Here is a 26454-nt window from a genome sequence, read left to right as displayed (position 1 = left end):
TAATTAAATAATATTTACTTCAGCTTCAATAGCAATTCCAAATTTCTCTAATATTGTTTGTTGGATTTTTTTTGAAAGTGTCACTATTTCAGCTCCAGTTGCAGTTCCATAATTCACTAAAACTAAAGCTTGATTTTTGTGGACACCTGCATCACCAAAACGTTTTCCTTTAAAACCAGCTTGTTCAATTAGCCATCCTGCAGGAACTTTTACTTCTGTTTCAGATACTACATAATGCGGAATTTCAGGGTGAATTGTTTTGGCTTTTTCGTATGCTTCTTTGGAAATAATAGGATTCTTAAAAAAGCTACCACTATTTCCAAGCTCTTTAGGGTCTGGTAATTTGCTTTGACGAATTGCAATTACTGCATTACTCACATCTTTTAAAGTAGGATTTTGAATGTTTTGATGCTGTAATTCAGTTTCTATTGCTCCATAGGTGGTAGAAACCTTATGGTTTTTTTTTGTTAATTTAAAACTAACCGAGGTAATTATGTATTGATTTTTCAATTCATTTTTAAATACACTCTCACGGTATTCAAACTTACATTGCGCATTAGTAAATGTTTCTATTTCTAATGTTTTTAAGTTTAAGGCTTCGCATGAAAACATTGTATCCTTAATTTCTACACCATAAGCACCTATGTTTTGAATAGGAGTAGTGCCAACATTTCCTGGGATTAAGGATAAATTTTCAATTCCTCCTAAATTTTGATTGATACACCAAAGTACAAATTCATGCCAATTTTCACCTGCTTGAGCTTTTACAATAGCAAAATCATCGTTTTGTTCAACAACTTCTCTTCCTTTTAAATTAACATGAACTACTAATTTTTTAATGTCTTGAGTTAATAGCATGTTGCTACCTCCACCTAAAATGAAGATGTCATTATTTTTTAATAAAACTTCCTTTAATTCAGTAATTGAATTGATAGAAACAAATTCTTTTGCTTTTGCTTCAATACCAAATGTGTTATAATTTTTTAGAGAAAAATTGTTTTGAATATTCATGAGAATAATTTTTTTCAAATGTACTATTATGAATTTTAAATTGGAAATATTTTATAAGATTGATGTGTTTCTTTGATGATAAGTTCTGTTCGTTCGGCATGCGTGTCAGAGATGAAAATTTGACCAAAAACAGCATCATTTACCATAGTAACAATCTTTTGGACACGCGTTTCGTCCAATTTATCAAAAATATCATCAAAAAGAAGAATTGGAAGTTCGCCACTTTGTTTTTTCATGAACTCAAATTGTGCTAATTTCAAAGCAATTAAAAATGATTTTTGTTGGCCTTGTGACCCAAATTTTTTAATTGGAAAACCTTCAATCTCAAAAACTAAATCATCCTTGTGAATGCCAACACTAGTGTATTGAATTATTCGGTCTTTTTGTAGCGATTCTTCTAATAGGTTTTGTAAATCTTTTTCAAACAATTGGCTTTCATATTTCAAAGCTACTTTTTCATTTCCTCCAGAAATATTGGTATGGTGTTTTTCAAAAATGGGAATAAATGCTGCAAGAAATTGTTTTCTTTTTTCAAAGATTAATTGTCCTGCGTTACTCAATTGTTCGTTGTAAATAGATAAATTATCTGCATCAAAAATTTGATTCAATGCAAAATATTTCAATAGTGCATTTCGTTGAGCAAGTGTTTTTTGATATTGGATTAAAAATTGCAGGTACGAATTGTCTAAAGTTGCGATAACACTATCAATAAACTTTCTTCGGGTTTCGCTTCCTTCAACTATCAAATCAGCATCAGATGGAGAAATGATTACCAAAGGAATTAAACCTAGGTGTTCAGAAAGTTTTTCATATACTTTGCCGTTTCGTTTGATGGTCTTTTTTTGACCTTTTTTTAAACTACAAACAATTTTTTCTTCTTTGTTGTTTTTATCTAGTAAGGCATCAATTACAAAAAATTCCTCACCATGTTTAATGTTTTGAATGGCTAATGGATTAAAATAACTTTTTCCATAGGCCAAATGATAAATGGCATCTAAAATATTTGTTTTTCCAACACCATTTTTTCCAACAAAACAATTGATTTTAGCATCAAAATCAAATTCAATTTGAGCTAAATTTTTGTAGTTAAGAAGAGATAATTGCTTTAAAAACACTATAATGATACTTTAATTTATGGCTAAAAATAGGACTTTTTGCAAAAGTATATCGAATTTGTTAAAAATATCTACAAAAATGGTTTTTAATTTTAATAAAAATTATATTTTTGCACCTCATTAAATTTAATATAAATGGCAACATATAACAAAAGAGGATACAAAGCTCCAAAACCAGAAGAAGTTAAAGTTGAAAATGAGTTTGAAGAAGTAGTAGATGTAAGTGATAGTACTACAGCTGAGGTATTCGATACATTAGACAAAACAGCTTCTAGAACAGAAGACTGGGTAGCTAAAAACCAAAAATTAATTTTAGGTGTAGTTGGTGCTATTGCTATCGCAACTTTAGGATATGTTTTATACAATAAATATGTTGTTGAAGTTAAAGAAGAAAAAGCAACAAATCAAATTTTTCAATCGCAACAATATTTTCAACAAGCTGTTGACGCTACTGCAAAACCAGATTCATTATACAACTTGGCACTTAAAGGTGGTGAAGGAAAATTAGGTTTTATTGGAATTGCTGAAGAATACGCAGGTACTGAAGCTGGAAATTTAGCTAACTACTATGCAGGTATGTCTTACTTAAATTTAGGTGACTACAAAAATGCAATTACTTATTTAGAAAATTTCAAATCTGATGATGCTATTTTAAAACCTTTAGCACTTGGTGGAATTGGAGATGCTCTATCTGAAACAAATAAAGTTGATGATGCAATTTCATATTACAAAAAAGCTGCTGCAGCAAATGAAAATGATTTCACTACTCCAAGATTTTTATTTAAAGCGGCTCAATTATTAGTAGTTTCTGGTAAAAAAGCTGAAGCAAATAAATTATTTGTTGAGATTAAAGAAAAATATGAAACTTCTAAAGAAGGAATGAATATTGAAGCATTTATTGCGATGACTGAATAAGGATGGCAACAGAAAATAAAAATTTATCCAATTACGATAAAAACACAATCCCAAACGCGAAAGAATTTCGGTTTGGGATTGTTGTTTCAGAATGGAATGAACAAGTTACAGAAGGATTGTTCAATGGGGCTTTTGTAGCATTAACAGACTGTGGTGCTTTACCAGAAAATATTATAAGATGGAATGTACCAGGAAGTTTTGAATTGATTTTTGGTGCAAAACAAATGCATGAAAAATTAGATCTAGATTGCGTAATTGTTATTGGTTGTGTGGTCAAAGGCGAAACAATGCATTTTGAGTTTGTTTGCGAAGGTGTTACACAAGGAATAAAAGATATGAATGTAATTTATGATATTCCAACTATATTTTGTTTGCTTACAGATAATAACATGCAGCAATCAATTGATAGAAGTGGAGGTAAACATGGTAACAAAGGTGTTGAAGCAGCAATAGCAGCAATTAAAATGGTTGCACTTAATAGAAGTTGATGTTTTAAATAATAGATAAAAAAACACTTCCAATTGGAAGTGTTTTTTTTATTAAAATTTCACACCAAACATAATTCCATCGCCTTGAAAACCGTTTTGATAGCTTCGAACATAATCAATTCTTAAAAAGCGCAATTTGCCCCATCCAATATTATCAAAACCTACTGTAATTTCTTGATATGGTTTTCTCTCAGGAACATTTAATTGATGAAATCCACCTATTAAATTCCATTGCAGTTTGTTTAATAACGGAATTTTATTCATAATATATCCTTTGAAATTATGCTCAATATGTGTTTCAAAATAAGCATCATTTGTAGAATGGCTATAGTAAGGTAATAAATTGAATGAGTTTAATGAATTATTTAGCAAGTTTACGTGTGTTTGATTGCCATTAAAGTGTTTATAATCAATGAAAGAGATGTCGTCAGCATTAAAGAATTTTCCGGCTTTAAAACGTAATCCAAAATCTCCTTTGTTGCCAATAGTTTTATTGTAATCTACTGATGCACTAATCAAGTCGTAATGATAATCATTGTTTGTTGCACCAAATGCTTTTTCATAATTGAAACTTAAAATCGGATAATCATCATTTTGGATATTAATTTTTCCGTCAGGGCGAGAAATATATTTTTGTCCAAATCGAATACGAGTTCCAATGCTAGCTTTTATTATATGATGTTTTTCAAATGGAATTGAGTTGTAATTAAAAGGTTGCAACGGATCATTTGAAAAATAAGCATCATCATTTTTAATAAATGTATAATCTGTGTTGTTGAATAATGCATGACGATTTTCATATAACATTTTTCCTGAAACATATATACCATTAGTAACTTCACGACCGTAACTAATTTCTGTAAACTCTTTATTGTATAGTTTCATAAAGTTGTTTTTAAAGAAAAGTGTGCTAACAGAGTTGACAATATTACTGATGGGTTCGTTTGAATTGAATTGATTAATGCTGCTTCCACCCGCAATGGCTATGTATGCATTGTTTTTGTTGTTGAAACGATGATAATATCTTCCATTAATTCTTAATCTATCTTCTGCAAAACCATAATTGAATGTAGAACTGATATAGGTATATTTTCCAGTTTCTTCATCCCATTTTCTAAATGAAAATCCACTATCTAAATTCCAACCTTGAACAGTATTAAAACTTAAAGAGCTCAGGTTGGTCATTCCTTGATAATTAAAACTCCATTTATTGAAGGTTTTCTTGTAAGTATATCCTGTAATAAGTTTGTAAATTTTAAATTTATTCCCTTTAGCATCAATAGAATCTAAATAGGTTTCTGATTTTCTTATAGTTTGAATGCTGTCTTTTTTAACGTAGTTTGTTGCTTCTTCTGTAGTTAGTGGAACAGGTCTAAATTCATTCCAAAAGCTTTCCTCTTTTTTGTTAGCATTATCAGCAAAAGTGACAATTTCTTTTCCAAATGTTTTCTTTTCAAACGCTTCTTTAAAAATGTAATTACTAAAAACATGAGTAAATTTTCCAGTAAATTTCATTCCAAAGATACCTGCACTAAACTCTAAAGATTGAATATTTTTTGCCCATATTTTAGTAGATTCATTGTAACTAAAATTTTGAGTCAATTTCATGCTTTCTAAAATAGGTTGTTGCATGCGATACCCTTTTATGTCTAGATCGATTCCATAGATTGCCCACGAATCTTCAACGATATAAATATAACCTTCAAAAACAGGCTCTTTATCACGTTTTGGAGTAACTTTAATTCTATTGATTAATTGATTTTTGTCGTCAAGAAAGGAACTCTCTAATTTGAATTTGTAATAATTAAAAGCATTATTTGCAATTGGAGATACCATATTGATACCTAAATCAACATAGTTTTCATAAAAATCATAATTTGTGTTTAAAGCTGTGTTATAACTAAAACCATTATCGTTTCCAGCTATTTTTGAAGCGATAATTTCCTCTTTTAAATTATCTGGTTTTTCAAATTTGATTTTAGAAACTGTTTCGGATTGATAAATGATTCCACTTCTTGTTGAATCTAGGTTTCCTTCAAAATCGCCAATTTCCATTCCCATAAATTTTTTAGGAATATCTTTAGCTCTAAAGATTCCTCTAGAATAAAAATCGGCTTCAAATTTATCAGTTCTTGCTGCATTTTTCTTTCTAGATGCGATGGATTTTCTAATTATTTCGTCTGCTGGATTTATACTTTGGTCAATGACAACCTCGTTTAATTGAAATTTTTCTTCCTCTAATACATTGTCAAATTGATATGGATATTGTGTAATGTTTAAAACATGTTTTTCTGTTTTGTAGCCCAAATATTGAAAAATAAGGGGTACATTTTTTTTCTCAAAATAATTTAATTCATAATTGCCTAATTCGTTTGTAGTTGTATTTATATAGGTGTTTTCAATATAAATGTTTACATAAGGCAATGGATTTCCATTAACATCTTTTACTGTTCCTTTTATTTGTGAAAAGGATAGAACTGAAAAAAAAATAGAGAAGGCAAGTACAATTTTATTCATAAGGGTTTATTTTTAAAGACGAGAAAAAAAATAAAAAGGTTGTATTATATGAATGCTTGGATGGCTAATTCATAACTTTTTAAACCAAATCCAATAATTACACCTTTTGCATTTGGTGATATATATGACTGATGACGAAAAGATTCTCTCGAAAAGGTGTTGGAGATATGAACTTCAATAACAGGTGTAGTTATGGCTTTGATAGCATCTGCAATACCTATTGATGTATGAGTATAAGCTCCAGCATTTAAGATGATTCCATCGTAGCTAAATCCTACTTCCTGAATTTTAGAAATCATTTCTCCTTCAATATTACTCTGATAGTAACTTAATTCAATAGAAGGAAATTGTGTTATTAGTTTTTCAAAATATGCTTCAAAGGTTTCACTTCCATACACTTCTGGTTCGCGCTTTCCTAATAAGTTGAGGTTTGGACCATTAATAATAAGTATTTTCATGGTATTTGTTTTTGTAAAAATAAAAAAAACCATTCGTTTTAAGGAATGGTTTTAATAAAAGTTTAGCTTATTTTTCTAAAACATATATCCAACCGAAAATTGTATCACTGAATTTTTTACATCTGCATCTTTTTTAGGTTCGGTCAAACCAGCGGCATATCTTCCTGAAACAAATAAACCATTTGTTATTTTGTAGCTTAAACCACCAGCAACAGCAAAATCAAATGTATTGCTATCACCAGCATCAACTTCATTTCTTTCGCTTACTAATACAGATGCTTGTGGGCCTAATTCTAAGCTTAGTTTGTTTTCGGTTAAATAAAATTTCACCATTACTGGCAATGACAAGTAACCTAATTCGTTTTTGATTTGATCGCCTAGATAGTCCAATTCTGAGCCTTGAGTTGAGTATAAAAGTTCAGGTTGGATAGAGAAATTTTGAAAAATATTAATTTCGGCAACTACACCTGCATGATAGCTAGTGATGTTATTGAAATCCATACCATCCACATTTCCACCGGTGTAATTGGCAAAATTGACCCCACCTTTAACACCAAATTTTAAACTTTGCGCTTGTGAAGTACTTATTCCTAGAATAAAAAGTACTGCTAATAAAAATGTTTTTCTCATAATTTTACTTTCTTTTTTAGATACAACGTAAAATAAGCTAAAATATTGGGTGTAAAATGCTCTTTTGTCGAATTTTAACTACATTTAGACATTTTGATATGTTATGTTTGTTAACTACAGCGTTTTAGATTGTTAATAACTTCTTAGGCTTATTTTTGTTAAAATACTGAAAACACTAGTATTTTGTAACTATTTGATACTCAAATAAGAAAGTAAGAATGGTTAAAAAAAATGTTAATAACCCTATATTTTTTGTTCGTTTATATAAAAAAAACATATAAATTTGCCTCATTAACTTTAAATTTAAACTAAACATGAAAAAAGTTTTATTTTCTGCAGTAGCATTATTGGCTTTCGGTTTTGCTAACGCACAAGAAGAAAAATCAAACGGTGGTTTTTCAAAAGGTGATGTATTCGTAACAGGAGCATTCACTTTAGGTTCTGAAAAAACAGGTGATGTTAAATCTAATTCTTTCGAAATTGCTCCACAAGTTGGTTATTTCTTAACTGAAAACATCGCTATCGGTGGTAAATTAGGTTACGTTTCTAATAAAGCTGAAAATGCTTTAGGAGATACTCAAGACGATGCAGGTTTCAAAGTTGGAGCTTTCGGACGTTACTATTTTACTCCAGCTAACCAATTCTCTTTATTCGCTCAGTTAGGTTTAGATTATTCTTCAATGGAAGATAAATTAGCTACTGATTATAAAGAATCTGAATTCGGTTTAGGTTTAGGAGCTGGTTTAAACTACTTCGTGTCTTCAAACTTCTCTATCGAAGCTGGTGTAGCTGTATTAGGTTACTCTTCTAACGATAACGGTGGTGGAAGTGGTGTTGACAAAACAAACTCTTTCAACTTTGGTGGTGACTGGAGAGCAGTTACTTTCGGAGTTAACTACAAATTCTAATTTGTAGATCAAATAAGTCAAAAATCCCGCTAAAAGCGGGATTTTTTTATTGCACTAAATTGCTTATATTTGAAATATGAGTACATGGCAATCGTATATTAAAGAATATCAAAATTATTTAAAGTTAGAACGAGGTCTTTCAAAAAACACCATCGATAATTATACGTTTGATATTGAGAAGCTAGTACTTTTTTTGGATCAAAAAGAAATTAAAGTTTCTCCAATTCACATCTCCGAAGAAGTTGTTCAACAATTTATATATGAAATGGCATCTCAGGTTAATCCTAGGAGTCAATCGCGTTTAATTTCTGGACTAAAAAGTTTTTTTAACTATTTAATTTTTGAAGATTATCGAAACAATACTCCTTTAGAATTAATAGAAGTTCCAAAAACGGGTAGAAAACTTCCAGATACACTTTCAACGGATGAGATAGATATGTTAATCGAAGCAATAGATTTATCAACTCCCGAAGGCGAACGCAATAGAGCTATGCTAGAAACGCTATACAGCTGTGGTTTGCGTGTATCGGAATTGGTTTCGCTTAAAATTTCAGATTTATTTTTTGAAGAAGGATTTATAAAAATTACAGGAAAGGGAAATAAGCAACGTTTTGTCCCTGTTGGCAAATCCACAATTAAATATGTAACTTCATATGTGAATCAAATCAGAGTGCATTATCCAATTCAAAAAGGGTTTGAAGATACTTTATTTTTAAATCGAAGAGGTCGTCAACTAACTCGTGCCATGATTTTTACTATAATAAAGGATCTTTCTGTAAGAATAAACTTAAATAAAACAATAAGCCCACATACTTTTCGTCACTCTTTTGCTACCCATTTATTAGAGAACGGAGCTGATTTACGTTCGATTCAATTAATGCTAGGTCACGAATCTATTACTACTACAGAGGTTTATATGCATTTAGATAGAAAATATTTGGCACAAGTTTTGCATAACTTTCATCCTAGAAAATAAGTTAACATTTGTTTAATTTTTAACAAAATAAACAATTGGTTTTCAGTAATTTTGCATTCCCCTAATTTATTTTCTGGTAAATGTGTTTAAAAAAAATCCCTATACATGATTTTTACATCAAAGAAACCTGAAGATTTAAATAAATTATACGAAAGTTTAATAAAGCAACTTCCAAATATAATTTTTCAAATAAGAGTTACGGCTAATAGAGAAGTTCATTTGGACTTCATTAGTAAACCTGTTGAATTTTTATATCAATTTTCTATTGAAGAAATTCTTGAAGATTCATACAAATTTGCTAAGTATCGAATTTATGAAAGTGATTTAGTAATTTTCAAAAAAACTTTTAATGAAGCTATTGAAACTAAAACAAAATGGGAAATAGATTTTCGTTTTCTATTGCCAGATAGCAGTTATAAATGGTTGCGAATTGAAGCCACTCCAAAGGCATCTGAAAATAATGAAACCATTTTCTATGGTTTATTGTCAGATATTACAACAATTAAAGAGCAAGAAATTCAATTAAGGGTTGCAGATGAACGGTATCATTTTGCAGTACAAGCATCTGATAGAGGTGTTTGGGATTGGGACATGGTGACCAACAAAGTGTATTATTCTTCTGAATCTATGAAAATTCTTGGTTTGACAGAGTCTGACTTAGTTGCATCACCAGAAGAGTGGGATGAAAAAGTGCATCCTGATGATAGAGAAGAATATTATGGCAATATCAATTTGCATTTTGAAAATAAAATTCCTTTTTATGAAACGTGCCATCGAGTGATGTGTAATGGAAGTTATAAATGGATTTTAGACAGAGGAAAAGTAATTGAGCGCGATGAAAACGGTAAGCCATTAAGGATTGCGGGAACTCATACGGATATTTCGGCGCAGAAAGAAAAAGAGCAAGAATTGTTAAAAATGCTTGAAATTGTTAATTCTCAAAACAATAAGCTGCTAAATTTTGCACACATTGTTTCTCATAATTTGCGTACACATGCGGGGAATATTAAATCACTTTTAGAATTATATCATGATAATAGTTTTACATACGAAGAAACATTGTCAAATATTGATATAGTATCAAAGGAGTTGAATGAGACCATTGAAAATTTGAATGATTTGGTTAAGGTACATACGCAAACTAATAAAGAGTTTGAATCATTGCAATTGTCGGATTATGTTACAAGGATGTTGTATATTTTAAATGAAGATATTTCTCATAAAAATATAGTTATTGATAATCGTGTGGATGTTAATATTCGTGTCAATTGTATTCCCGCTTACTTAGAAAGTATTTTGTTGAATTTGGTTACTAATGCAATCAAGTATTCAGATGAGAAGAAGGAAATTAGAATTTCGTTTGATGTGTCAGATACAGATGATTATTTAGTTTTACATGTTTCAGATAATGGTGTTGGAATTGATATGGAGCGTTATGGTGGTTCTATTTTTGGTTTGTACAAAACATTCCATGGGCATGAAGATTCAAGAGGAGTGGGCTTGTATATTACTAAAAATCAAATTGAAACCATGGGAGGAAAGATAGAAGTGGAAAGTGAGCCAAATGTTGGTACAACGTTTAAAGTATATTTTAAGAAATAAAAAAAGCGGCTTGTAAATTTAAGCCGCTTTTTTGTTATTTTATTTCGTAGATTATTTTGCAATGTTTACTGCTCTTGTTTCTCGAATTACTGTAATCTTAACTTGACCAGGATAAGTCATTTCAGTTTGAATTTTTTGTGAAATTTCAAATGATAAGTTAGAAGCAGCTTCATCAGAAACTTTTTCACTTTCTACAATCACACGTAATTCTCTACCAGCCTGAATTGCATAAGCGTTTTTAACACCACCAAACCCAAAAGCAATATCTTCTAAGTCTTTTAAACGTTGGATATAAGAATCTAAGACTTGTCTTCTTGCTCCAGGACGTGCTCCAGAAATAGCATCACATACTTGGATAATTGGAGAAATTAAAGATTTCATTTCAATTTCGTCGTGGTGAGCTCCAATTGCATTACAAACTTCTTCTTTTTCGCCATATTTCTCAGCCCATTGCATACCTAAAATAGCGTGAGGTAATTCACTTTCAGTATCAGGTACTTTTCCTATATCGTGTAATAAACCAGCTCTTTTAGCTAATTTAACATTTAAGCCTAATTCAGCTGCCATAATACCACATAGCTTAGCTACTTCTCTTGAGTGTTGTAGTAAGTTTTGTCCGTATGATGAACGGTATTTCATTCTACCAACTACTTTGATTAATTCTGGATGTAAACCATGAATTCCTAAATCGATAACTGTACGTTTTCCTGTTTCGATAATTTCTTCATCAATTTGTTTAGCTGTTTTTGCAACAACTTCTTCAATACGAGCTGGGTGAATACGACCGTCAGTTACTAATTTGTGTAATGCTAAACGAGCAATTTCTCTTCTTACGGGATCAAAGCAAGATAAGATGATAGCTTCTGGTGTATCATCAACAATGATTTCAACTCCAGTTGCAGCTTCTAGTGCTCTAATGTTACGGCCTTCACGACCAATAATTCTACCTTTTACATCATCAGATTCAATGTTGAATACAGAAACGCAGTTTTCAACAGCTTCTTCTGTTCCTACACGTTGAATAGTACTGATGATTACCTTTTTAGCCTCTTGATGAGCTGTCATTTTAGCTTCTTCAACAGTGTCTTGAATAAAAGACATTGCGCTAGTTTTAGCTTCAGCTTTTAAGCTTTCTACTAATTGATTTTTGGCTTCTTCAGCAGACAGACCAGAAATTACCTCTAGCTGTTCAACTTGGCTTTTATGTAGTCTATCAATTTCTTGTTGTTTTTTATCTAAAAGCTCAATTTTAGTTGAATATTCAGCAATTTTAGCTTCTGCTTCTTCATTTACTTTTTTAGCTTTAGCTAACTCATTGGAGATTTGTGATTCTTTATCACGAGTTCTTTTTTCAGCTTCTGCTGTTTTTTTGTCTCTAGCTAGAATTACTTGTTCGTGCTCTGCTTTAAGCTCTAAAAACTTTTCTTTAGCTTGAAGAATTTTTTCTTTTTTAGTTGCTTCTGCTTCCGCTTTAGCGTCTTTTAAAATTGAACCAGCTTCTTTTTTTGCGTTTTTAATAAGGTTAGAAACATTGCTTCTTTCTAAAAATTTAGCGATTCCAAAACCTCCTGCAAGACCAACAACTATTCCTATTATTATACTTAGTATATCCATGATGTGTTTAAAAAAATTATATAAAAAAAGCCTACATTAGGTGTTTGTATAAACTCTGTTATACAAGATTTGAGCTAACCTGCAGTTCAAACTTCCCACTAAAGGGCCTGTTATAGTTGCAAAGATTCACTCGTTTAATTTGTTAGTGTTGAGTTTATCAAATATATACTAATGTAGGCAGTATCGTATTTATGTTGTAAGAACGTATTTATTTTGTGAGCAACTCACTCAGCTTTTTGTCCAGATTTTGTAATCTAATTAAAGCGGTTTCATTATCATGCGAGGTATTAATTTGTTTTTGCTCAACTTGTGCCGCAAATTGTAATGCACACATGGCTAAAACATCTTGTTTGTCTCTTACGGCATAGCTTTGTTCAAACTGTTTTATCATAGCATCAATCTTCTTTGAAGCACTTCTTAATCCTTCTTCTTGTGATGGATCCACAGTTAATGGATATACACGATCAGCGATTGATATTTTAATTTTTAGTTTTTCACTCATGATCTTTCTAATCAGAAAGTTGGGCTATGCAATAATCGATTTCTCGAATTAATGAATTTATTTTGAGTTTTGTTTCTCGTTTGTTTTCTTCACTGCCTAATAACGAATTGACCATTTTTAGAGTATCTAATTGACTTTTTAAAGAATCAATCTCACCTGATTGCTGTTGTTGCATTTTTTTAGAAAGCAACAATTCTTCTTGTAACTCAGAGTTTTTCTTTTCTAACTGAATCAACTTTTGATTAAGCTTAAAAAATTTAACTTCTAGAGAATCAATTAATTCAGATAATCCGTTCATTAATGATACAATTCATTTCAATAAGTCACAAAGTTAGCATTAGTATTCAAAAATAGCAACAGTTTTTATTAAATTTTATGATTAAATTTTTATTCCTTGTAAGTATTTGATTGTTAATGGTTTGTTTAAGGAATGTTTTTTGATTGTTTTAACTCGAATATTTTTATTATTTTAGCGGTAAACAGTTGTATTATGAGAATTTTATTAGCCCTAATCCTATTTCCTCTTTCTGCACTTAGTCAAGAAACTTATCCACAAGATGCATTTCAATCGCCTTTAGCTATTCCTTTAGATATTTCAGGTTCATTTGGTGAATTGAGAAGTAATCATTTTCATTCTGGATTAGATTTTAAGACTACAGGTGTTGAGGGTTTACCTGTTTATGCGACAGGTGATGGCTATGTTTCTCGTATTAAAATATCTACTTTTGGTTATGGTAAAGCAATTTATATTACCCACCCAAATGGATATACGTCTGTTTATGGACATCTTCAAAAAGCAAATGGAGCAATTCAAGATTATATCAAGAAAAAGCAATACCAAGAAAAAGCTTATGAAGTGGAAATGTATTTATATCCAACTGAATTACCTGTGAAAAAAGGAGATATTATTGCTTTTACAGGAAACACAGGTGGAAGTGGAGGTCCACATTTGCATTTTGAATTTAGAGATACTAAATCAGAGCAAATTGTTAATCCGATGCATTTTGGATTTAAAAAGTTTGTAAAAGATGAACGTAAACCAATAATTCAAGGAATTGTCGTATATCCATTAGATTCTACAGTGGTTAATAATTCGCAAAAACCAATAAATATTTCATTCAATAAACAAACTGACGGTACTTATTTGAGTACAAAAGTAAAAGCAAACGGGAAAATTGCTTTTGGGATTAATGCTTATGATTTTTGCACAAATGCCTATAACAAAAATGGATTATACAAAGTTAAAGCCTATTTAAATGGTGTTTTGCAATACCAATATGGTTTTGACTCATTTGCTTTTGATGAATCACGTTATATTAACAATTTTATCGACTATGAGCGTTTTCACGAAATGGGACAGCGCGTTCAAAAACTATTTGAATTATCAAGTTATCCTCTTTCAGTTGTAGCTGGAAATAAAAAGGATGGCACATTGAAAATTTTGCCCAATGCAAGTTATACTTACAGAGTTGAATTGTATGACTTTCATCAAAATAAAATAGAATTAATTATTCCCATAGAGTTTGCTGCCCAACAAGCAACTATTAAAAAAGAGATTACTAAAACACCTTTTTATGTAAAAGCAAAGACAGAATCTATTTTTGAAAAAAATAATGTTTCGGTTTATGTTCCAGAAAATGCTTTTTATAATAATTTTTACATGAATTTTGAGGTAAACAATGACATTGCAACCCTTCATGATGATAGTGTCCCTGTGCACAAAAATATTACACTTACGTTTAATGATGTCACTGGTCTAACTGAAGAACAAATGAGTAAAACATATATTGCAACTTTAGATGGTTACAAGTTAGATTACAATAAAACCTATCGTAAAGGAAATACTTTTTCTACAAAAATAAAAACATTAGGAAAATATAAATTAGCGCAAGATTCTATTCCACCAAGAATTTATAACATTAACTTTGTAGAAGGTAAAACTTTGAAAGAGCAAAAAATAATTAGTGTTTCAGTGTCAGATTTGCATTCAGATATTGATACTTATAATGCTTACTTAAACGGAAAATGGATATTGATGGAGTATGATTACAAGACAAAAAAGTTAGTACACAATTTAGATGATGCTATTTACGTTCAAGGTAGAAACGATTTAAAGATTGTAGTGACAGATAATTTACAAAATTCAACTACCTTTGAGTCTTATTTTTTTAAATAATTAAAACATATTCTTTTGAAAAATATTATTGTATTTCTTGTTTTTAGTTTGTTTTCAGTGGCAGCATTTAGCCAAAAAGCACGTGTTAAAGGTGTTATTTTAGACGAATTTAAAAATCCTGTTGAAAATGTAACTGTCAAAGCAGCTGAAAAAGTAACCGTTACTAATGAAAACGGATTTTATATAATTGAAATTCCTTCCAATCAAAAAGTTACTATAGTTTTTTCGCATCAATCTTATAAAAACAGTACGGTTTCTGTTGAATTGAAAACCAATGAAGATTTTGAATTAAATCCAGTGCTTAATTCAAAAATTGAGCAAATGGGGGAGTTAGTCATTACGAGTAATAGTAAAAAGCGAATTGAAGGAGTAACCACAATTGATCCTGTAATTATTCGAATGATTCCGGGGGCCAATGCTGGAATAGAGAATATTATAAAAACGCTACCAGGAGTTTATTCTAACAATGAATTAAGTACATCATATGCTGTTAGAGGTGGAAATTATGATGAAAATTTAGTTTACGTAAACGAAATTGAGGTTTATCGTCCCTTTTTAATTCGTTCAGGTCAGCAAGAAGGCTTGAGTTTTACCAATACCGATATGGTAGAAAATGTAGATTTTTCTGCTGGTGGATTTCAGTCAAAATATGGTGATAAGTTATCTTCTGTTTTGGATATTACATATCGCAACCCAAAACGCTTTAAAGCTGGATTAGAAGCTAGTCTTTTAGGAGGAAGTTTAACAGCAGAGGGAGTTTCAAAAAATCAAAAATGGTCAAATATCACGGGTATTCGTTATAGAGATAACAGTTTGTTAGTGAATAGTCAGGAAACGGAGACCAATTTTAAGCCTACTTTTTTTGACGTGCAAACATTGTTGAATTTTAATGCTTCAACCAAATGGAATTTTAGTTTTTTAGGTAATATTTCTCAGAATAAATACAATTATCAGCCCTTAAGTCGTCAAACTAATTTTGGTACAGTAAGTGAACCAATTGCACTTTTGGTTTTTTATGAAGGACAAGAAAAAGATAATTATTTAACGTTATTTGGAGCAGGAAAAGCCGTTTATCAATACAATGAAAAAAATAAATTAAAGTTTATTGCTTCTGCCTATCACACCCAAGAGCAAGAATATTATGATATTTTAGCTCAGTATCGTTTGGGTGAAGTAGATGCCAATATTGGTTCTGAAACATTTGGAGATGTGGTTTATACAAGAGGGATTGGTTCGCAATTAACACATGCTCGTAATGATTTAGATGCTTTAATAGCTAATGCTGAAGTGAAAGGATTTCATGAGTTAAATCAAAAATCACAAATTGAATGGGGTGCAAAATTTACTTTAGAGGATATAAGAGATAGAATTGTAGAGTGGGAAGTTATTGATTCGGCCGGTTTTTCATTGCCTAATCCTATTTTAGATTATCAAAATGATCAACCTTATAATCCTTATGTTGGACCATTGGCTCCTTATCAAAACGTAAGGGCAACAAATTATACTAGAATTAATCGTTTTTCGGGTTATGTACAATGGAATTATAGAGGAAAAATAGGATCTCACAGTTATTGGTTAAACACAGGAATTCGTGGACACCAATGGCAAGTTGATGCCGATGGAAGACCAAAAGGAGATAGTCAAATGACTTTTTCGCCACGTGTTCAATTTGCTTTTAAACCCGATTGGGATAAAGATATGATGTTTAGATTATCGGGTGGATTATACCATCAACCCCCATTTTATAGAGAACTTCGTGATTATGATGGAGTTGTTCAAACCAATGTCAAAGCGCAACAATCATTTCATTTAGTATTGAGTGGTGATTATAGTTTTAAGATGTGGACTCGACCATTTAAATTGGTTTCAGAAGCATATTATAAAAACATAACCGACGTAAACACTTATACCATTGATAATGTAAGAATACGTTACAGAGCCAATAATGAGGCTACAGCTTATGCTTATGGTTTTGATGCGAGATTAAACGGAGAGTTTGTACCTGGAACCGAATCTTGGTTTAGCTTTGGTTATATGCAAACAGAAGAAAATCAAAATAATAAAGGATTTATTGCACGTCCAACAGACCAACGATTGAAGTTTGGAGTATTATTTCAAGATTATATGCCTAATATCCCTAACTTGAAATTGTATCTAAATTTGGTTTATAATACAGGATTACCAGGTGGTTCACCTTCATATGCAGATCCATACAATTATCAATTACGTTTGAACGATTATCGAAGAGCGGATGTAGGATTTTCATTTGTTTTCAAAGATGAAAAGATAAAATCAAACAAAAAATGGTTGAAATCTTTTAATGAGTTTTCATTAGGATTGGAAATTTTTAATTTGTTTAATAATCAAAATGCGATTACAAATACCTGGGTTAGAGATGTGTACACTAAAACTCAATATGGAATTCCAAACTATATGACCACTCGTGTTTTTAATATAAAACTGATTGCTAGACTGTAATAGCATTGTTTATTTTAGTATATTTGACTATAAAAATTTAGATATGACGCGTATCATTTTATCATTTACTTTGTTTGTTGCATTAGTAAGTTGCAAAGAAGAGAAAGAAACTCCAAAAGTAATTTACGAAGATGCAAAGTCTAAGGTTGAAACTACAGCAAAAGATACTTCGGGTTTTAAAGTAGCTGATTTGCCGATTTTGATGGAAGGTACAAATTATCTTATCCATCCTGTTGGTGATGTACGCGTTTATGATACCGATAGTAGAGCTTATGGAAGTAGTAAAACCAATCAAGTGAGTTATGCTATTTCAAATTACAACCGATTTGAAATTACAGGATATTTTGATAATTTGAATTTCCAACACATAGATTCTACTAATGTGAAATCTTTGACAGATAAAGTAGTTCAAATTCAAACAGCTACTTTTTTGAATACGATTGCTACCAAAACGAAAAAACAAATTATAGTATATACTTTAGTTGATGCTGATACTAATAAAGATGGGAAAATAAATCAAAATGATATTAAATCGTTGTATTTGAGTACTACTAGTGGTGGAAATTTCACAAAACTTTCAGAAGAATTTCAAGAATTAATAGATTGGAATATTATCGAAGCACAGAATCGTTTATACTTTAGATGCATAGAAGACATAAATAAAAATGGTGCTTTTGATACAAATGATAAAGTACATTACCACTTTGTGAATCTGTTAGCAAATGAATGGAAAGTAGAAATCTATAAACCAATTTAATTTTCTAGTTATCAAATTTCATAAATCTTTGTTCTTGAAAAACAAATTAGATTAAGATATCACTTTCTAAATCTGATTTTTCAATTTCAATTTTAAAATCTAGTTTTGAAACCAATTCAATGACTAGTTTTTTATACCAGTTTTCACTTTTAGGGTGAATATAAATTTTTTCGATTAGTTGGTTGAGGTCCACATTAATTTTTAATCCATCATTTACAGGAATATTTTGTAAACTTACATCAGAAATAATTCGCACTTCACGTTCATATTGAAAGCTTTTTCGTTTGAATAAGAACGGGAAAAAAGTATCGTCAAACGGAATATATTCTTTCTTGTAATCGATGTAATTTACGTTACCAATATATTGCTCTATTCTACTTTCGGGTTTTAGAGCTTCTTTTAATCTTCCTATTGTTGATTGAATAGCCAAACCTTCATTATTTTTAGTAAAAATTTGCCACATTGCAAACGATTCATATTCGTTAATATGCCAACTACTAATCACTACTTTTTCACGATGTGATTTGTAATAATCTAAAAATTTAGGATTGTTTGCCGCAATTTTTTTGATTTCTTCAAATGTGGGTTCCGAAAAAGTACCTTCATATTGGTCTTCAAATTTATCAGAGCGCGACATAAATAACTGCTGGGATAGCAGCATGTCTAAAAATTTAGACAAGTCCAAATATTTCCAAACAATAGTATCATTGTTATCAGGTAAGGTGATATTTGAGTTGTTTATGTACATTTTTTTAATCGATTTATTCGAAACTTTGCATCATCACTAATTTTGAATAAGTTCCGTTTAATGCTAATAATTCATCATGTGTTCCTTGTTCAACAATTTCACCTTTTTGCATGACTACAATTTTATCTGCTTTTTGAATCGTAGATAAACGGTGCGCAATAACAATTGATGTTCGGTTTTGCATCATATTTTCTAATGCTACTTGAACGAATTTCTCACTTTCCGTATCTAATGCCGAAGTCGCTTCATCCAAAATCATAATCGGTGGATTTTTCAAAACCGCTCTTGCAATCGATAAACGTTGTTTTTGTCCACCAGAAAGTTTTCCTCCAGCGTCACCAATATTGGTTTCAATTCCATTTGGTAAATCTTTTACGAATTCATATGCATTGGCTACTTTTAGGGCAGCAATGATTTCTTCATCTGTTGTGTTTTCTTTTCCTAAACGGATATTGTTTTTAATCGAATCATTAAATAAAATAGAATCCTGAGTAACCAATCCCATTAAATCACGAAGCGATTTTAATGTCATATCTTTAATGTCTATTCCGTCGATTTTTACGGTTCCTTCTTGCACATCATAAAAACGAGTCAATAAATTCGCAATCGTACTTTTTCCAGAACCAGATTGTCCAACTAATGCCACCGTTTTTCCTTTTGGAATTTCTAATGAGAAGTTTTTCAATACATTTTCTTCTGCATAACTGAAGTTTACATTTTCAATACTTATTTTTTCTGTGAAAGTTTCTTTTACAATTGCATTTTCTTTATTGGTAATCGTATTTTCAACTTCTAAAACTTCAAACACACGTTCAGCAGCCGCTAAACCATTTTTAACAGCATAAGAAGCTTTTGATATTGCTTTAGCTGGAGTTAGAATGTTATAAGCTAAACCAATATAGGTAATAAAGTTTGAACCTTTTAAAGAACCTTCAACTAAAACTAGGTTTCCTCCGTAAACTAATAACACACCAATAACTAAAATTCCCATAAATTCACTCATGGGTGAGGCTAAATTATTTTTCTTACCAATTGATATTGTTAATTGGTATAAACGATTGATGGAATCGTTGAAAGTTTTAGCAAAATAGTTTTCAGCATTGTAACTTTTAACCACCTTTAAACCACCCAAACTTTCTTCAACAATAGAAATTAAATAGCCATTTTCTTGTTGGGCTTTACTTGATTTTGATTTTAAACTTTTACCAATTTTTGAAATAATGAATCCAGAAACAGGAATAAAAACAAATACGAAAATAGTTAATTTCCAACTGATTGAAATCATAGCAATTAATGAAAACAAAATAGTCAGAGGCTCTTTAACGATAAGTTCTAAAACCATAAAAAATGAATTTTGAACTTCGTTTACATCTCCTAGCATTCGTGCCATTACATCACCTTTTCTTTTTTCAGAATAATAGGAAATAGGTAATGAAACAATTTTGTTAAACATTTTTTCACGTAAATCACGAAGAACTCCTGTTTTAACTTTTGTGAGATGTTGTAATGCTAAATAATTGGATAAATTTTTAAGTAAAAAGGTTACTAATACTAAAGCTACTGTTAGCATTAATCCATATTGGATACCATAATCTTTAGAATATTGATTTACGTAATAGGCAATATATTCTTGCCAATTACTAATTGCATTGATAATTCCATCATATTTTGGAAGTTCAACTTTGTCTGTTTTTCTTTCGTCAAATAAAACGGAAAGAACTGGCATGATAAAGACCATTCCTAATGTGCCAAATAACGCATACAGAATGTTAAAGGATATATTACCAAAAACATTGTACTTGTACTTTTTAGCAAAAGGAATAAGCTTTTTAAAATTTTCGTCCATTTAGTTTAATTTCATTGCCGATATAATGCCAGCAATTTTGTTATCTAATTCTTTTTCTACTGATTCAGCGTTTTCAATTGTATCTAAAACTCCATTTACGCTAAAATAGAATTTGATTTTTGGTTCGGTTCCGCTTGGTCTTGCACAAATTTTACTTCCGTCTTCCAAATAGTAAATTAATACGTTTGATTTTGGAATATGAATTTCAAATTCTTCATTATTCATGAAGTCTTTTCCTTTTGAAGTTTGATAATCTTCAATACAAATTACACGTTGACCGTTGATTTCTTTTAGTGGATTTTCACGTAAATCAATCATCATTTGTTTAATTTCGTTGGCGCCTTCAATTCCTTTTTTAGTGATTGAAATTAAATGTTCTTTATAGAAACCAAAATCTATATATAAATTCAATAATTCTTGATATAGTGAACTTCCTGAAGCTTTTGCTTGCGCTGCAATTTCACTCACTAATAAAATAGCGGCAACTGCATCTTTATCTCGAACTGCATCGCCTACCATAAATCCAAAACTTTCCTCGCCACCACCAATGAATTTCTGATCTGGGAAATCTTTAATGAATTTTGCAATCCATTTGAAACCCGTTAATCCCACTTTACATTCTACATCGTAAGCAGCTGCTAATTCTAACATCATCGGAGTAGAAACAATAGTCGAACCAATGAATTCGTTTCCTTTGAATCTATTAGCGCGTTTCCATTGTTCTAATAAGAAAGCAGTCATGATAACCATCGTTTGGTTTCCATTCAATAATTTGATTTTTCCTTCTAAATCACGAACAGCAACACCTAATCGATCAGAATCTGGGTCAGTTCCAACAACCATATCGGCACCAATTTTCTCTGCCAAAGCAATTGCCATAGATAACGCTTCAGGTTCTTCTGGATTTGGAGAAACTACCGTTGGGAAATCACCATTTGGTTCTGCTTGCTCTGGAACGATATTTACATCGGTATAACCTGCTTTTGACAATACATTTGGAATGGCTTTTATTGAAGTCCCGTGTAATGAAGTATAGACGATTTTTAAATTCGTTTTTGCTTCAGATGGTGTATTAAAACTTGCATTTTCAACCGTTGATTTTGCGAAGGCTTCGTCTACTTCGGTATCTATATATTCAATCAAGCCATTATTTGCTTCGAATTTGATATCGCTGTATTTTAAATCTTCAATTATTTTGATAATTTCAGCATCTTGAGGTGGTACTAATTGACCTCCATCTTGCCAATATACTTTGTATCCGTTGTATTCTGGTGGATTGTGAGAAGCTGTTAAAACGATTCCTGCATGACAATTCAAATAACGAACCGCAAACGATAATTCTGGTGTTGGACGCATATCCGAAAACAAATACACATGAATTCCGTTTGCAGAGAAAACATCAGCTACTACTTTAGCCAATGTATTACTGTTATGACGACAATCGTAAGCAATAGCTACTTTTAACTGTTCGTTTGGAAACGATTTATGTAAATAATCTGATAAACCTTGAGTGTTTTTACCAAGTGTATATTTGTTGATACGATTGGTTCCAACACCCATAACACCACGCATTCCGCCAGTTCCAAACTCTAAATTTTTATAGAAACTCTCTTCTAACTCTTTTGGAGCTGAAGTCATCATTTCTTTAATAGTCTCTTGAGTTGCATCGTCAAATGTTGGAGTTAACCACTCGTTTACTTTATTTAAAATATTTTGTTCGATATGCATATTCTGTAGATTTTGAGAAAACTATTGTTGTCTCACTATATTATAGTACTTCTGAAATTTTATAACGTTCTTCGTTGTTTTTGGTTCGCAAGATAATTTCACCTAAAAAACCGGCTAAGAATAACTGAGTTCCAATTAGCATAGCTGTCAGCGATAAATAAAATTGAGGTCTTTCAGTAATTAGTCTTCCTGATGTGTTGATGAATAATTTATCGATTCCTAAATAGAATGCGAATAAAAATCCAATTACAAACATTATAGAACCTAATAAACCAAAAAGATGCATTGGTCGTTTTCCAAAAGTAGAAAGAAACCAAATTGTAATTAAATCCAAAAAGCCGTTTATAAAACGATTCATTCCAAATTTAGAACTTCCATATTTTCTGGCTTGATGAATCACGATTTTTTCACCGATTTTTCCAAATCCAGCATTTTTAGCTAAAACTGGAATATAACGGTGCATCTCGCCTGAAACTTCAATATTTTTAATAACTATATTTTTATAGGCTTTTAATCCACAATTGAAATCATTTAGATGAACACCAGATGTTTTTCGAGCAGCCCAATTAAATAATTTAGACGGAATATTTTTTGCCACTACTGAATCGTAGCGTTTTTTCTTCCATCCCGAAATCAAATCATAATTTTCTTCATTGATTAAACGAAATAATTCTGGAATTTCGTCCGGACTATCTTGTAAATCGGCATCCATAGTGATAATCACATCGCCTTGCGCTTTGGCAAAACCAGCGTGTAGTGCTTGTGATTTTCCGTAATTTCTGAGAAAACGAATACCTTTTACATTCGGATTTTCATTAGAAAGCTTTGAAATAACATTCCAAGAAGCGTCAGTACTACCATCATCAATAAATAGGATTTCATAAGAAAAGTTATGAGTATTCATAACTTTTACAATCCAATTGTGTAATTCAGGTAACGATTCTTGTTCGTTTAATAATGGGATAACTATGGATAAATTCATTTATTTAAAATACAGGTTTGTCTCTTTTAAAAATGGCAGCTAAAATTAATCCGAAAATTGCAGAGCCAACAATGCTCCAAATACTTCCTTTTAATTGTTCAACAGCAGAAAATTGATTGTAGTCTTTCATTTTTTCAACTGTTTCTTTAATTGCCGCACTAGGGGAACCAAATTTTTTCATCATTTCAACAGTTGATTCTAAGGTTAATTCTTTAAGTCTTATTGCTGCTTCAGGATCGATAACATTATATAAAAGAATATTAAATATCACAGAGATTGCGATACCAATTACTGCAGAAATAAAATAGGTTGTAAAACCTTCTTTAAAACTCATATAACCACCTAAAGCTTTTTTTGTTTTTACTAAAAGTATACAACCAATTACTATGTATAATCCTAAAATTGATAGTCCTAACCACCACTTAGTCATTAATTCTAAATCAATAATGTATATCGCACTTGTGATTAATACACTAATAACTCCAGTAATAATACCAAAGTTAATTCCGTTTTTTTTAATAATTTCGTTCATAGTTTGTTTTGGTTTAATTAATTTACAAATATAAGAATTCTTATCGTTACTCTATGTAGTGATAAAAAATAAAAAAAAGTCACATAAACATTGGTAAATTAAAAATTAAATGTAATTTTGCACACTCAAATAAAAAGTTTATAAACCAAAAGGTTATAAAATGTTTACACCTTTATAAGTATAAAGCCGCGGAACAAATTATAATCGCTTAATAAAAGATTTACAAAATGAAAAAAGGTATTCATCCAGAAAATTACAGATTAGTAGCATTTAAAGACATGTCAAATGAAGATGTTTTTATTACTAAATCTACAGTAGAAACTAAAGAAACAATTATGCACGAAGGTGTTGAATATCCAGTATTTAAAATGGAGATTTCTAGAACTTCTCACCCTTTTTACACAGGTAAATCTAAACTTATCGATACTGCAGGTCGTATCGATAAATTCAAAAACAAATACGCTAAATTCAGTAAATAATAGCTTGAATTTTCAAAATATAGAAAAGCTTCACTTTGGTGAGGCTTTTTTTATTGCCTAAATCTTCCTACTTTTGAGTATTGTTTTAAACAATTCATCACTTTAACAATTCAACATAATGAACTATATACTTTTTGACGGAACGGTTCGCAATGCCTTACTACCTTTTACATTTACACGACCAGTAGCAGATATTCGTATAGGAATATTAACTATTCGTGAAAAATGGGAAAAATATCTTGGTACTACCACAACTACTTTAACAGAAGAGTATTTGATGGAAAAATATCCAATGGTTGAAATGGAACAAAATATAATGATTAATGCATCATTTTTGCCAAATCCAATATTGGTTGAAATGATTCAAAACTTAGAGATCAATCAAGCAGTTGTTTTTGGAGAGGAAATTGTCGCTTTTTATACAAATGATACACAAGATGAAGTTGATTTTGATGAATATGATTTGATAGAATATGAAGGTGATATTTTACGAATAGAAAATACATGGGATATTTTTTCGAAAAATGATGCTGCTTTGCGAGAAGATTTTGATTTACTTACTGAAGATAGAATTTCTCAATCTATTCCTAAATCGGTTAATGTAATTGCTCCAGAATATATTTTCATTGAGGAAGGAGCAAAATTAGAATTTGTAACTTTAAACGCTTCTACAGGCCCAATTTATATTGGAAAAAATGCCGAAATAATGGAAGGATCAGTAATTAGAGGTCCATTTGCTTTATGTGAATCAGGAAGAGTAAAGTTGGCAACCAAAGTATATGGAGCCACAACTGTGGGGCCACATTCTGTAATTGGTGGTGAGGTAAATAATTCAGTTTTATTTGGTTATTCTAATAAAGGACATGATGGGTTTTTAGGGAATTCTGTTTTAGGTGAATGGTGTAACATTGGAGCAGATTCTAATAATTCTAATCTGAAAAATAATTATGAAGAAGTTCGTTTGTGGAGCTATGAAACTGAAGGCTTTGCAAAGACTGGATTGCAATTTTGTGGATTAATGATGGGAGATCATAGTAAATGCGGAATCAACACAATGTTTAATACAGGAACTGTCGTTGGTGTTTCTGCTAATATTTTTGGAGCTGGATTTCCAAGGAATTTTGTGCCGAGTTTTTCTTGGGGAGGTGCTTCAGGATTTACTACTTATTTAACTAATAAAGCTTTTCAAACGGCTAAAATAGTTATGTCGCGTAGAAATGTTGAATTTTCAGAGCAAGATGCAAATATTCTAGAACATGTTTTTGAAGAAACTAAGAAATACAGAAAAGAATGATTAAAAAAGACACAAGTGTATAATTCTGAAACACTTATTCTAAAAATGGAGACACTTATTAAAAAGCATTAACCTTCCTATTACATTTTTTCTACTTTTACATCATTAGAAAAGGATTTTTAGTTCTGTAGGGGGAATTTAAGAATTTTTAAAAGGCTTGACATTTTTTAAGCCTTTTTTTATGACAATACTTAATTGTAATTAAAATGAATACATACTTATTCTGAATTTTATTACACTTATTCCAAAAATTGATACACTTATTAAAAAGCACTAACCTTCCAAATGCATTTTTTCTAATTTTACACCATTAGAAAAGGATTTTTAGTTCTGTAGGGGGAATTTAAGAATTTTTGAAAGGCTTGGCATTTGTCAAGCCTTTCGCTTTTTATAAAATCAATCAAGAAACAGAAACTTTTAAACTATAGTTATTCTAATATTATAACACTTATTCCCTTAAAAGTGCTAGTTATTAAAAAGCGCTAAAGACATAAATTTATATTATATACTTTTACAATATCAGAAAAGGATTTTTAGTCCAGTAGGGGGGATTTAAAATTTTAAAAGGCTTAGATTATCTAAGCCTTTTCTTTTTTGTATTATTCTGATAAAAAGATGACTATTCTAAAATCAAATACACTTATTCCAAAAATCAATACACTTATTAAAAAGCATTAACCTTCCTATTACATTTTTTC

Annotated in this window: 23 protein-coding genes; 10 read left to right on the top strand and 13 right to left on the bottom strand. The window is 30.6% G+C overall.

Features of this window, described 5'->3' with window-relative positions; all coding sequences use genetic code 11:
- Positions 1–3: 3 nt before the first annotated feature.
- Both murB and recF read right to left on the bottom strand, forming a co-directional pair.
- Positions 4–1011, bottom strand: a complete 1008-nt coding sequence (gene murB, locus VK164_RS12485) for a UDP-N-acetylmuramate dehydrogenase (RefSeq protein ID WP_324209669.1) — start codon at positions 1009–1011, stop codon at positions 4–6.
- A 35-nt stretch (positions 1012–1046) separates the two neighbouring features.
- Positions 1047–2126, bottom strand: a complete 1080-nt coding sequence (recF, locus tag VK164_RS12480; protein WP_324209668.1) for a DNA replication/repair protein RecF — start codon at positions 2124–2126, stop codon at positions 1047–1049.
- Positions 2127–2261: 135 nt separating this feature from the next.
- Here recF and VK164_RS12475 point away from each other — a divergent pair, with 135 nt between their 5' ends.
- Positions 2262–3041 carry a tetratricopeptide repeat protein gene (locus VK164_RS12475; protein WP_324209667.1) on the top strand — a complete coding sequence of 260 codons (780 nt, stop codon included), beginning with the start codon at positions 2262–2264 and terminating at the stop codon, positions 3039–3041.
- A gap of 2 nt (positions 3042–3043) precedes the next feature.
- Entirely contained in the window at positions 3044–3529 is a 486-nt protein-coding gene (gene ribH, locus VK164_RS12470) for a 6,7-dimethyl-8-ribityllumazine synthase (protein ID WP_324209666.1), read from the top strand.
- A 51-nt stretch (positions 3530–3580) separates the two neighbouring features.
- On the opposite strand, the gene VK164_RS12465 is transcribed toward ribH, so the two are convergent.
- The 3 genes from VK164_RS12465 to VK164_RS12455 all read right to left on the bottom strand — a co-directional run bounded on the left by VK164_RS12465 (position 3581) and on the right by VK164_RS12455 (position 7134).
- Positions 3581–6046 (bottom strand): DUF5686 and carboxypeptidase regulatory-like domain-containing protein, encoded by a 2466-nt coding sequence (locus tag VK164_RS12465; protein ID WP_324209665.1) that lies wholly within the window; start codon positions 6044–6046, stop codon positions 3581–3583.
- A gap of 44 nt (positions 6047–6090) precedes the next feature.
- Positions 6091–6504, bottom strand: coding sequence for a type II 3-dehydroquinate dehydratase (aroQ, locus tag VK164_RS12460; protein WP_166236649.1), 414 nt, complete (start codon positions 6502–6504; stop codon positions 6091–6093).
- 75 nt (positions 6505–6579) lie between these two features.
- On the bottom strand, positions 6580–7134 hold the full coding sequence (locus VK164_RS12455) for a porin family protein (RefSeq protein ID WP_324209664.1): 555 nt from the start codon (positions 7132–7134) through the stop codon (positions 6580–6582).
- A gap of 314 nt (positions 7135–7448) precedes the next feature.
- Between VK164_RS12455 and VK164_RS12450 the strand changes: the two genes are divergently transcribed.
- From VK164_RS12450 to VK164_RS12440, 3 genes are all read left to right on the top strand, one after another.
- A complete protein-coding gene (locus tag VK164_RS12450) occupies positions 7449–8042 on the top strand; it encodes an outer membrane protein (protein ID WP_324209663.1) in 594 nt (197 codons plus the stop codon).
- A 76-nt stretch (positions 8043–8118) separates the two neighbouring features.
- Positions 8119–9018 (top strand): site-specific tyrosine recombinase XerD, encoded by a 900-nt coding sequence (xerD, locus tag VK164_RS12445; protein WP_324209662.1) that lies wholly within the window; start codon positions 8119–8121, stop codon positions 9016–9018.
- Between the two features lie 105 nt (positions 9019–9123).
- Positions 9124–10620, top strand: coding sequence for a sensor histidine kinase (locus VK164_RS12440; protein ID WP_324209661.1), 1497 nt, complete (start codon positions 9124–9126; stop codon positions 10618–10620).
- A gap of 51 nt (positions 10621–10671) precedes the next feature.
- Here VK164_RS12440 and rny read toward each other — a convergent pair whose 3' ends face one another.
- The 3 genes from rny to VK164_RS12425 form a co-directional block, all read right to left on the bottom strand.
- Positions 10672–12234 carry a ribonuclease Y gene (gene rny, locus VK164_RS12435; protein WP_324209660.1) on the bottom strand — a complete coding sequence of 521 codons (1563 nt, stop codon included), beginning with the start codon at positions 12232–12234 and terminating at the stop codon, positions 10672–10674.
- A 208-nt stretch (positions 12235–12442) separates the two neighbouring features.
- Positions 12443–12736 carry a cell division protein ZapA gene (locus VK164_RS12430; protein WP_324209659.1) on the bottom strand — a complete coding sequence of 98 codons (294 nt, stop codon included), beginning with the start codon at positions 12734–12736 and terminating at the stop codon, positions 12443–12445.
- Positions 12737–12743: 7 nt separating this feature from the next.
- A complete protein-coding gene (locus VK164_RS12425) occupies positions 12744–13034 on the bottom strand; it encodes a hypothetical protein (RefSeq protein WP_324209658.1) in 291 nt (96 codons plus the stop codon).
- Between the two features lie 192 nt (positions 13035–13226).
- Here VK164_RS12425 and VK164_RS12420 point away from each other — a divergent pair, with 192 nt between their 5' ends.
- From VK164_RS12420 to VK164_RS12410, 3 genes are read left to right on the top strand one after another with little or no spacing between them, the layout of a single operon-like run.
- Positions 13227–14912 carry a M23 family metallopeptidase gene (locus VK164_RS12420; protein ID WP_324209657.1) on the top strand — a complete coding sequence of 562 codons (1686 nt, stop codon included), beginning with the start codon at positions 13227–13229 and terminating at the stop codon, positions 14910–14912.
- Positions 14913–14927: 15 nt separating this feature from the next.
- Positions 14928–17390 (top strand): TonB-dependent receptor, encoded by a 2463-nt coding sequence (locus VK164_RS12415; RefSeq protein WP_324209656.1) that lies wholly within the window; start codon positions 14928–14930, stop codon positions 17388–17390.
- Between the two features lie 43 nt (positions 17391–17433).
- Positions 17434–18147, top strand: coding sequence for a hypothetical protein (locus VK164_RS12410; protein ID WP_324209655.1), 714 nt, complete (start codon positions 17434–17436; stop codon positions 18145–18147).
- Between the two features lie 46 nt (positions 18148–18193).
- Here VK164_RS12410 and VK164_RS12405 read toward each other — a convergent pair whose 3' ends face one another.
- Genes VK164_RS12405 through VK164_RS12385 form a run of 5 tightly spaced genes read right to left on the bottom strand, consistent with a single transcriptional unit; the run spans position 18194 to position 23983 of the window.
- Complete coding sequence (locus VK164_RS12405; RefSeq protein ID WP_324209654.1) at positions 18194–18895, bottom strand: hypothetical protein; 702 nt, start codon at positions 18893–18895, stop codon at positions 18194–18196.
- Positions 18896–18908: 13 nt separating this feature from the next.
- Positions 18909–20741 carry an ABC transporter ATP-binding protein gene (locus VK164_RS12400; protein ID WP_324209653.1) on the bottom strand — a complete coding sequence of 611 codons (1833 nt, stop codon included), beginning with the start codon at positions 20739–20741 and terminating at the stop codon, positions 18909–18911.
- The gene (locus tag VK164_RS12395) at positions 20742–22469 is read right to left on the bottom strand and encodes a phospho-sugar mutase (RefSeq protein ID WP_324209652.1); all 1728 of its coding nucleotides are present in this window, start codon (positions 22467–22469) and stop codon (positions 20742–20744) included.
- 40 nt (positions 22470–22509) lie between these two features.
- A complete protein-coding gene (locus VK164_RS12390) occupies positions 22510–23451 on the bottom strand; it encodes a glycosyltransferase family 2 protein (protein ID WP_324209651.1) in 942 nt (313 codons plus the stop codon).
- A 4-nt stretch (positions 23452–23455) separates the two neighbouring features.
- The gene (locus tag VK164_RS12385) at positions 23456–23983 is read right to left on the bottom strand and encodes a DUF4199 domain-containing protein (RefSeq protein WP_324209650.1); all 528 of its coding nucleotides are present in this window, start codon (positions 23981–23983) and stop codon (positions 23456–23458) included.
- 227 nt (positions 23984–24210) lie between these two features.
- Here VK164_RS12385 and VK164_RS12380 point away from each other — a divergent pair, with 227 nt between their 5' ends.
- Both VK164_RS12380 and VK164_RS12375 read left to right on the top strand, forming a co-directional pair.
- Complete coding sequence (locus VK164_RS12380) at positions 24211–24462, top strand: type B 50S ribosomal protein L31 (protein WP_129433046.1); 252 nt, start codon at positions 24211–24213, stop codon at positions 24460–24462.
- A gap of 118 nt (positions 24463–24580) precedes the next feature.
- On the top strand, positions 24581–25756 hold the full coding sequence (locus tag VK164_RS12375) for a GlmU family protein (RefSeq protein ID WP_324209649.1): 1176 nt from the start codon (positions 24581–24583) through the stop codon (positions 25754–25756).
- Positions 25757–26454 lie beyond the last annotated feature (698 nt).

Source organism: Flavobacterium sp., from assembly GCF_035299005.1.
Classification (GTDB): Bacteria; Bacteroidota; Bacteroidia; order Flavobacteriales; family Flavobacteriaceae; genus Flavobacterium.
This window is presented reverse-complemented; position numbering and strand designations above follow the sequence as displayed.

Excerpts from the sequence above, each read along its gene's own strand:
- VK164_RS12385 (WP_324209650.1), bottom strand. The coding sequence starts at position 23,983 with ATGAACGAAATTATTAAAAAAAACGGAATTAACTTTGGTATTATTACT.
- VK164_RS12400 (WP_324209653.1), bottom strand. The coding sequence starts at position 20,741 with ATGGACGAAAATTTTAAAAAGCTTATTCCTTTTGCTAAAAAGTACAAG.
- VK164_RS12425 (WP_324209658.1), bottom strand. The coding sequence starts at position 13,034 with ATGAACGGATTATCTGAATTAATTGATTCTCTAGAAGTTAAATTTTTT.
- ribH (WP_324209666.1), top strand. The coding sequence starts at position 3,044 with ATGGCAACAGAAAATAAAAATTTATCCAATTACGATAAAAACACAATC.
- VK164_RS12475 (WP_324209667.1), top strand. The coding sequence starts at position 2,262 with ATGGCAACATATAACAAAAGAGGATACAAAGCTCCAAAACCAGAAGAA.
- xerD (WP_324209662.1), top strand. The coding sequence starts at position 8,119 with ATGAGTACATGGCAATCGTATATTAAAGAATATCAAAATTATTTAAAG.
- VK164_RS12390 (WP_324209651.1), bottom strand. The coding sequence starts at position 23,451 with ATGAATTTATCCATAGTTATCCCATTATTAAACGAACAAGAATCGTTA.
- aroQ (WP_166236649.1), bottom strand. The coding sequence starts at position 6,504 with ATGAAAATACTTATTATTAATGGTCCAAACCTCAACTTATTAGGAAAG.
- rny (WP_324209660.1), bottom strand. The coding sequence starts at position 12,234 with ATGGATATACTAAGTATAATAATAGGAATAGTTGTTGGTCTTGCAGGA.
- VK164_RS12395 (WP_324209652.1), bottom strand. The coding sequence starts at position 22,469 with ATGCATATCGAACAAAATATTTTAAATAAAGTAAACGAGTGGTTAACT.
- VK164_RS12380 (WP_129433046.1), top strand. The coding sequence starts at position 24,211 with ATGAAAAAAGGTATTCATCCAGAAAATTACAGATTAGTAGCATTTAAA.
- VK164_RS12430 (WP_324209659.1), bottom strand. The coding sequence starts at position 12,736 with ATGAGTGAAAAACTAAAAATTAAAATATCAATCGCTGATCGTGTATAT.
- VK164_RS12420 (WP_324209657.1), top strand. The coding sequence starts at position 13,227 with ATGAGAATTTTATTAGCCCTAATCCTATTTCCTCTTTCTGCACTTAGT.
- VK164_RS12405 (WP_324209654.1), bottom strand. The coding sequence starts at position 18,895 with ATGTACATAAACAACTCAAATATCACCTTACCTGATAACAATGATACT.
- murB (WP_324209669.1), bottom strand. The coding sequence starts at position 1,011 with ATGAATATTCAAAACAATTTTTCTCTAAAAAATTATAACACATTTGGT.
- VK164_RS12450 (WP_324209663.1), top strand. The coding sequence starts at position 7,449 with ATGAAAAAAGTTTTATTTTCTGCAGTAGCATTATTGGCTTTCGGTTTT.
- VK164_RS12455 (WP_324209664.1), bottom strand. The coding sequence starts at position 7,134 with ATGAGAAAAACATTTTTATTAGCAGTACTTTTTATTCTAGGAATAAGT.
- VK164_RS12440 (WP_324209661.1), top strand. The coding sequence starts at position 9,124 with ATGATTTTTACATCAAAGAAACCTGAAGATTTAAATAAATTATACGAA.
- VK164_RS12375 (WP_324209649.1), top strand. The coding sequence starts at position 24,581 with ATGAACTATATACTTTTTGACGGAACGGTTCGCAATGCCTTACTACCT.
- VK164_RS12410 (WP_324209655.1), top strand. The coding sequence starts at position 17,434 with ATGACGCGTATCATTTTATCATTTACTTTGTTTGTTGCATTAGTAAGT.
- VK164_RS12465 (WP_324209665.1), bottom strand. The coding sequence starts at position 6,046 with ATGAATAAAATTGTACTTGCCTTCTCTATTTTTTTTTCAGTTCTATCC.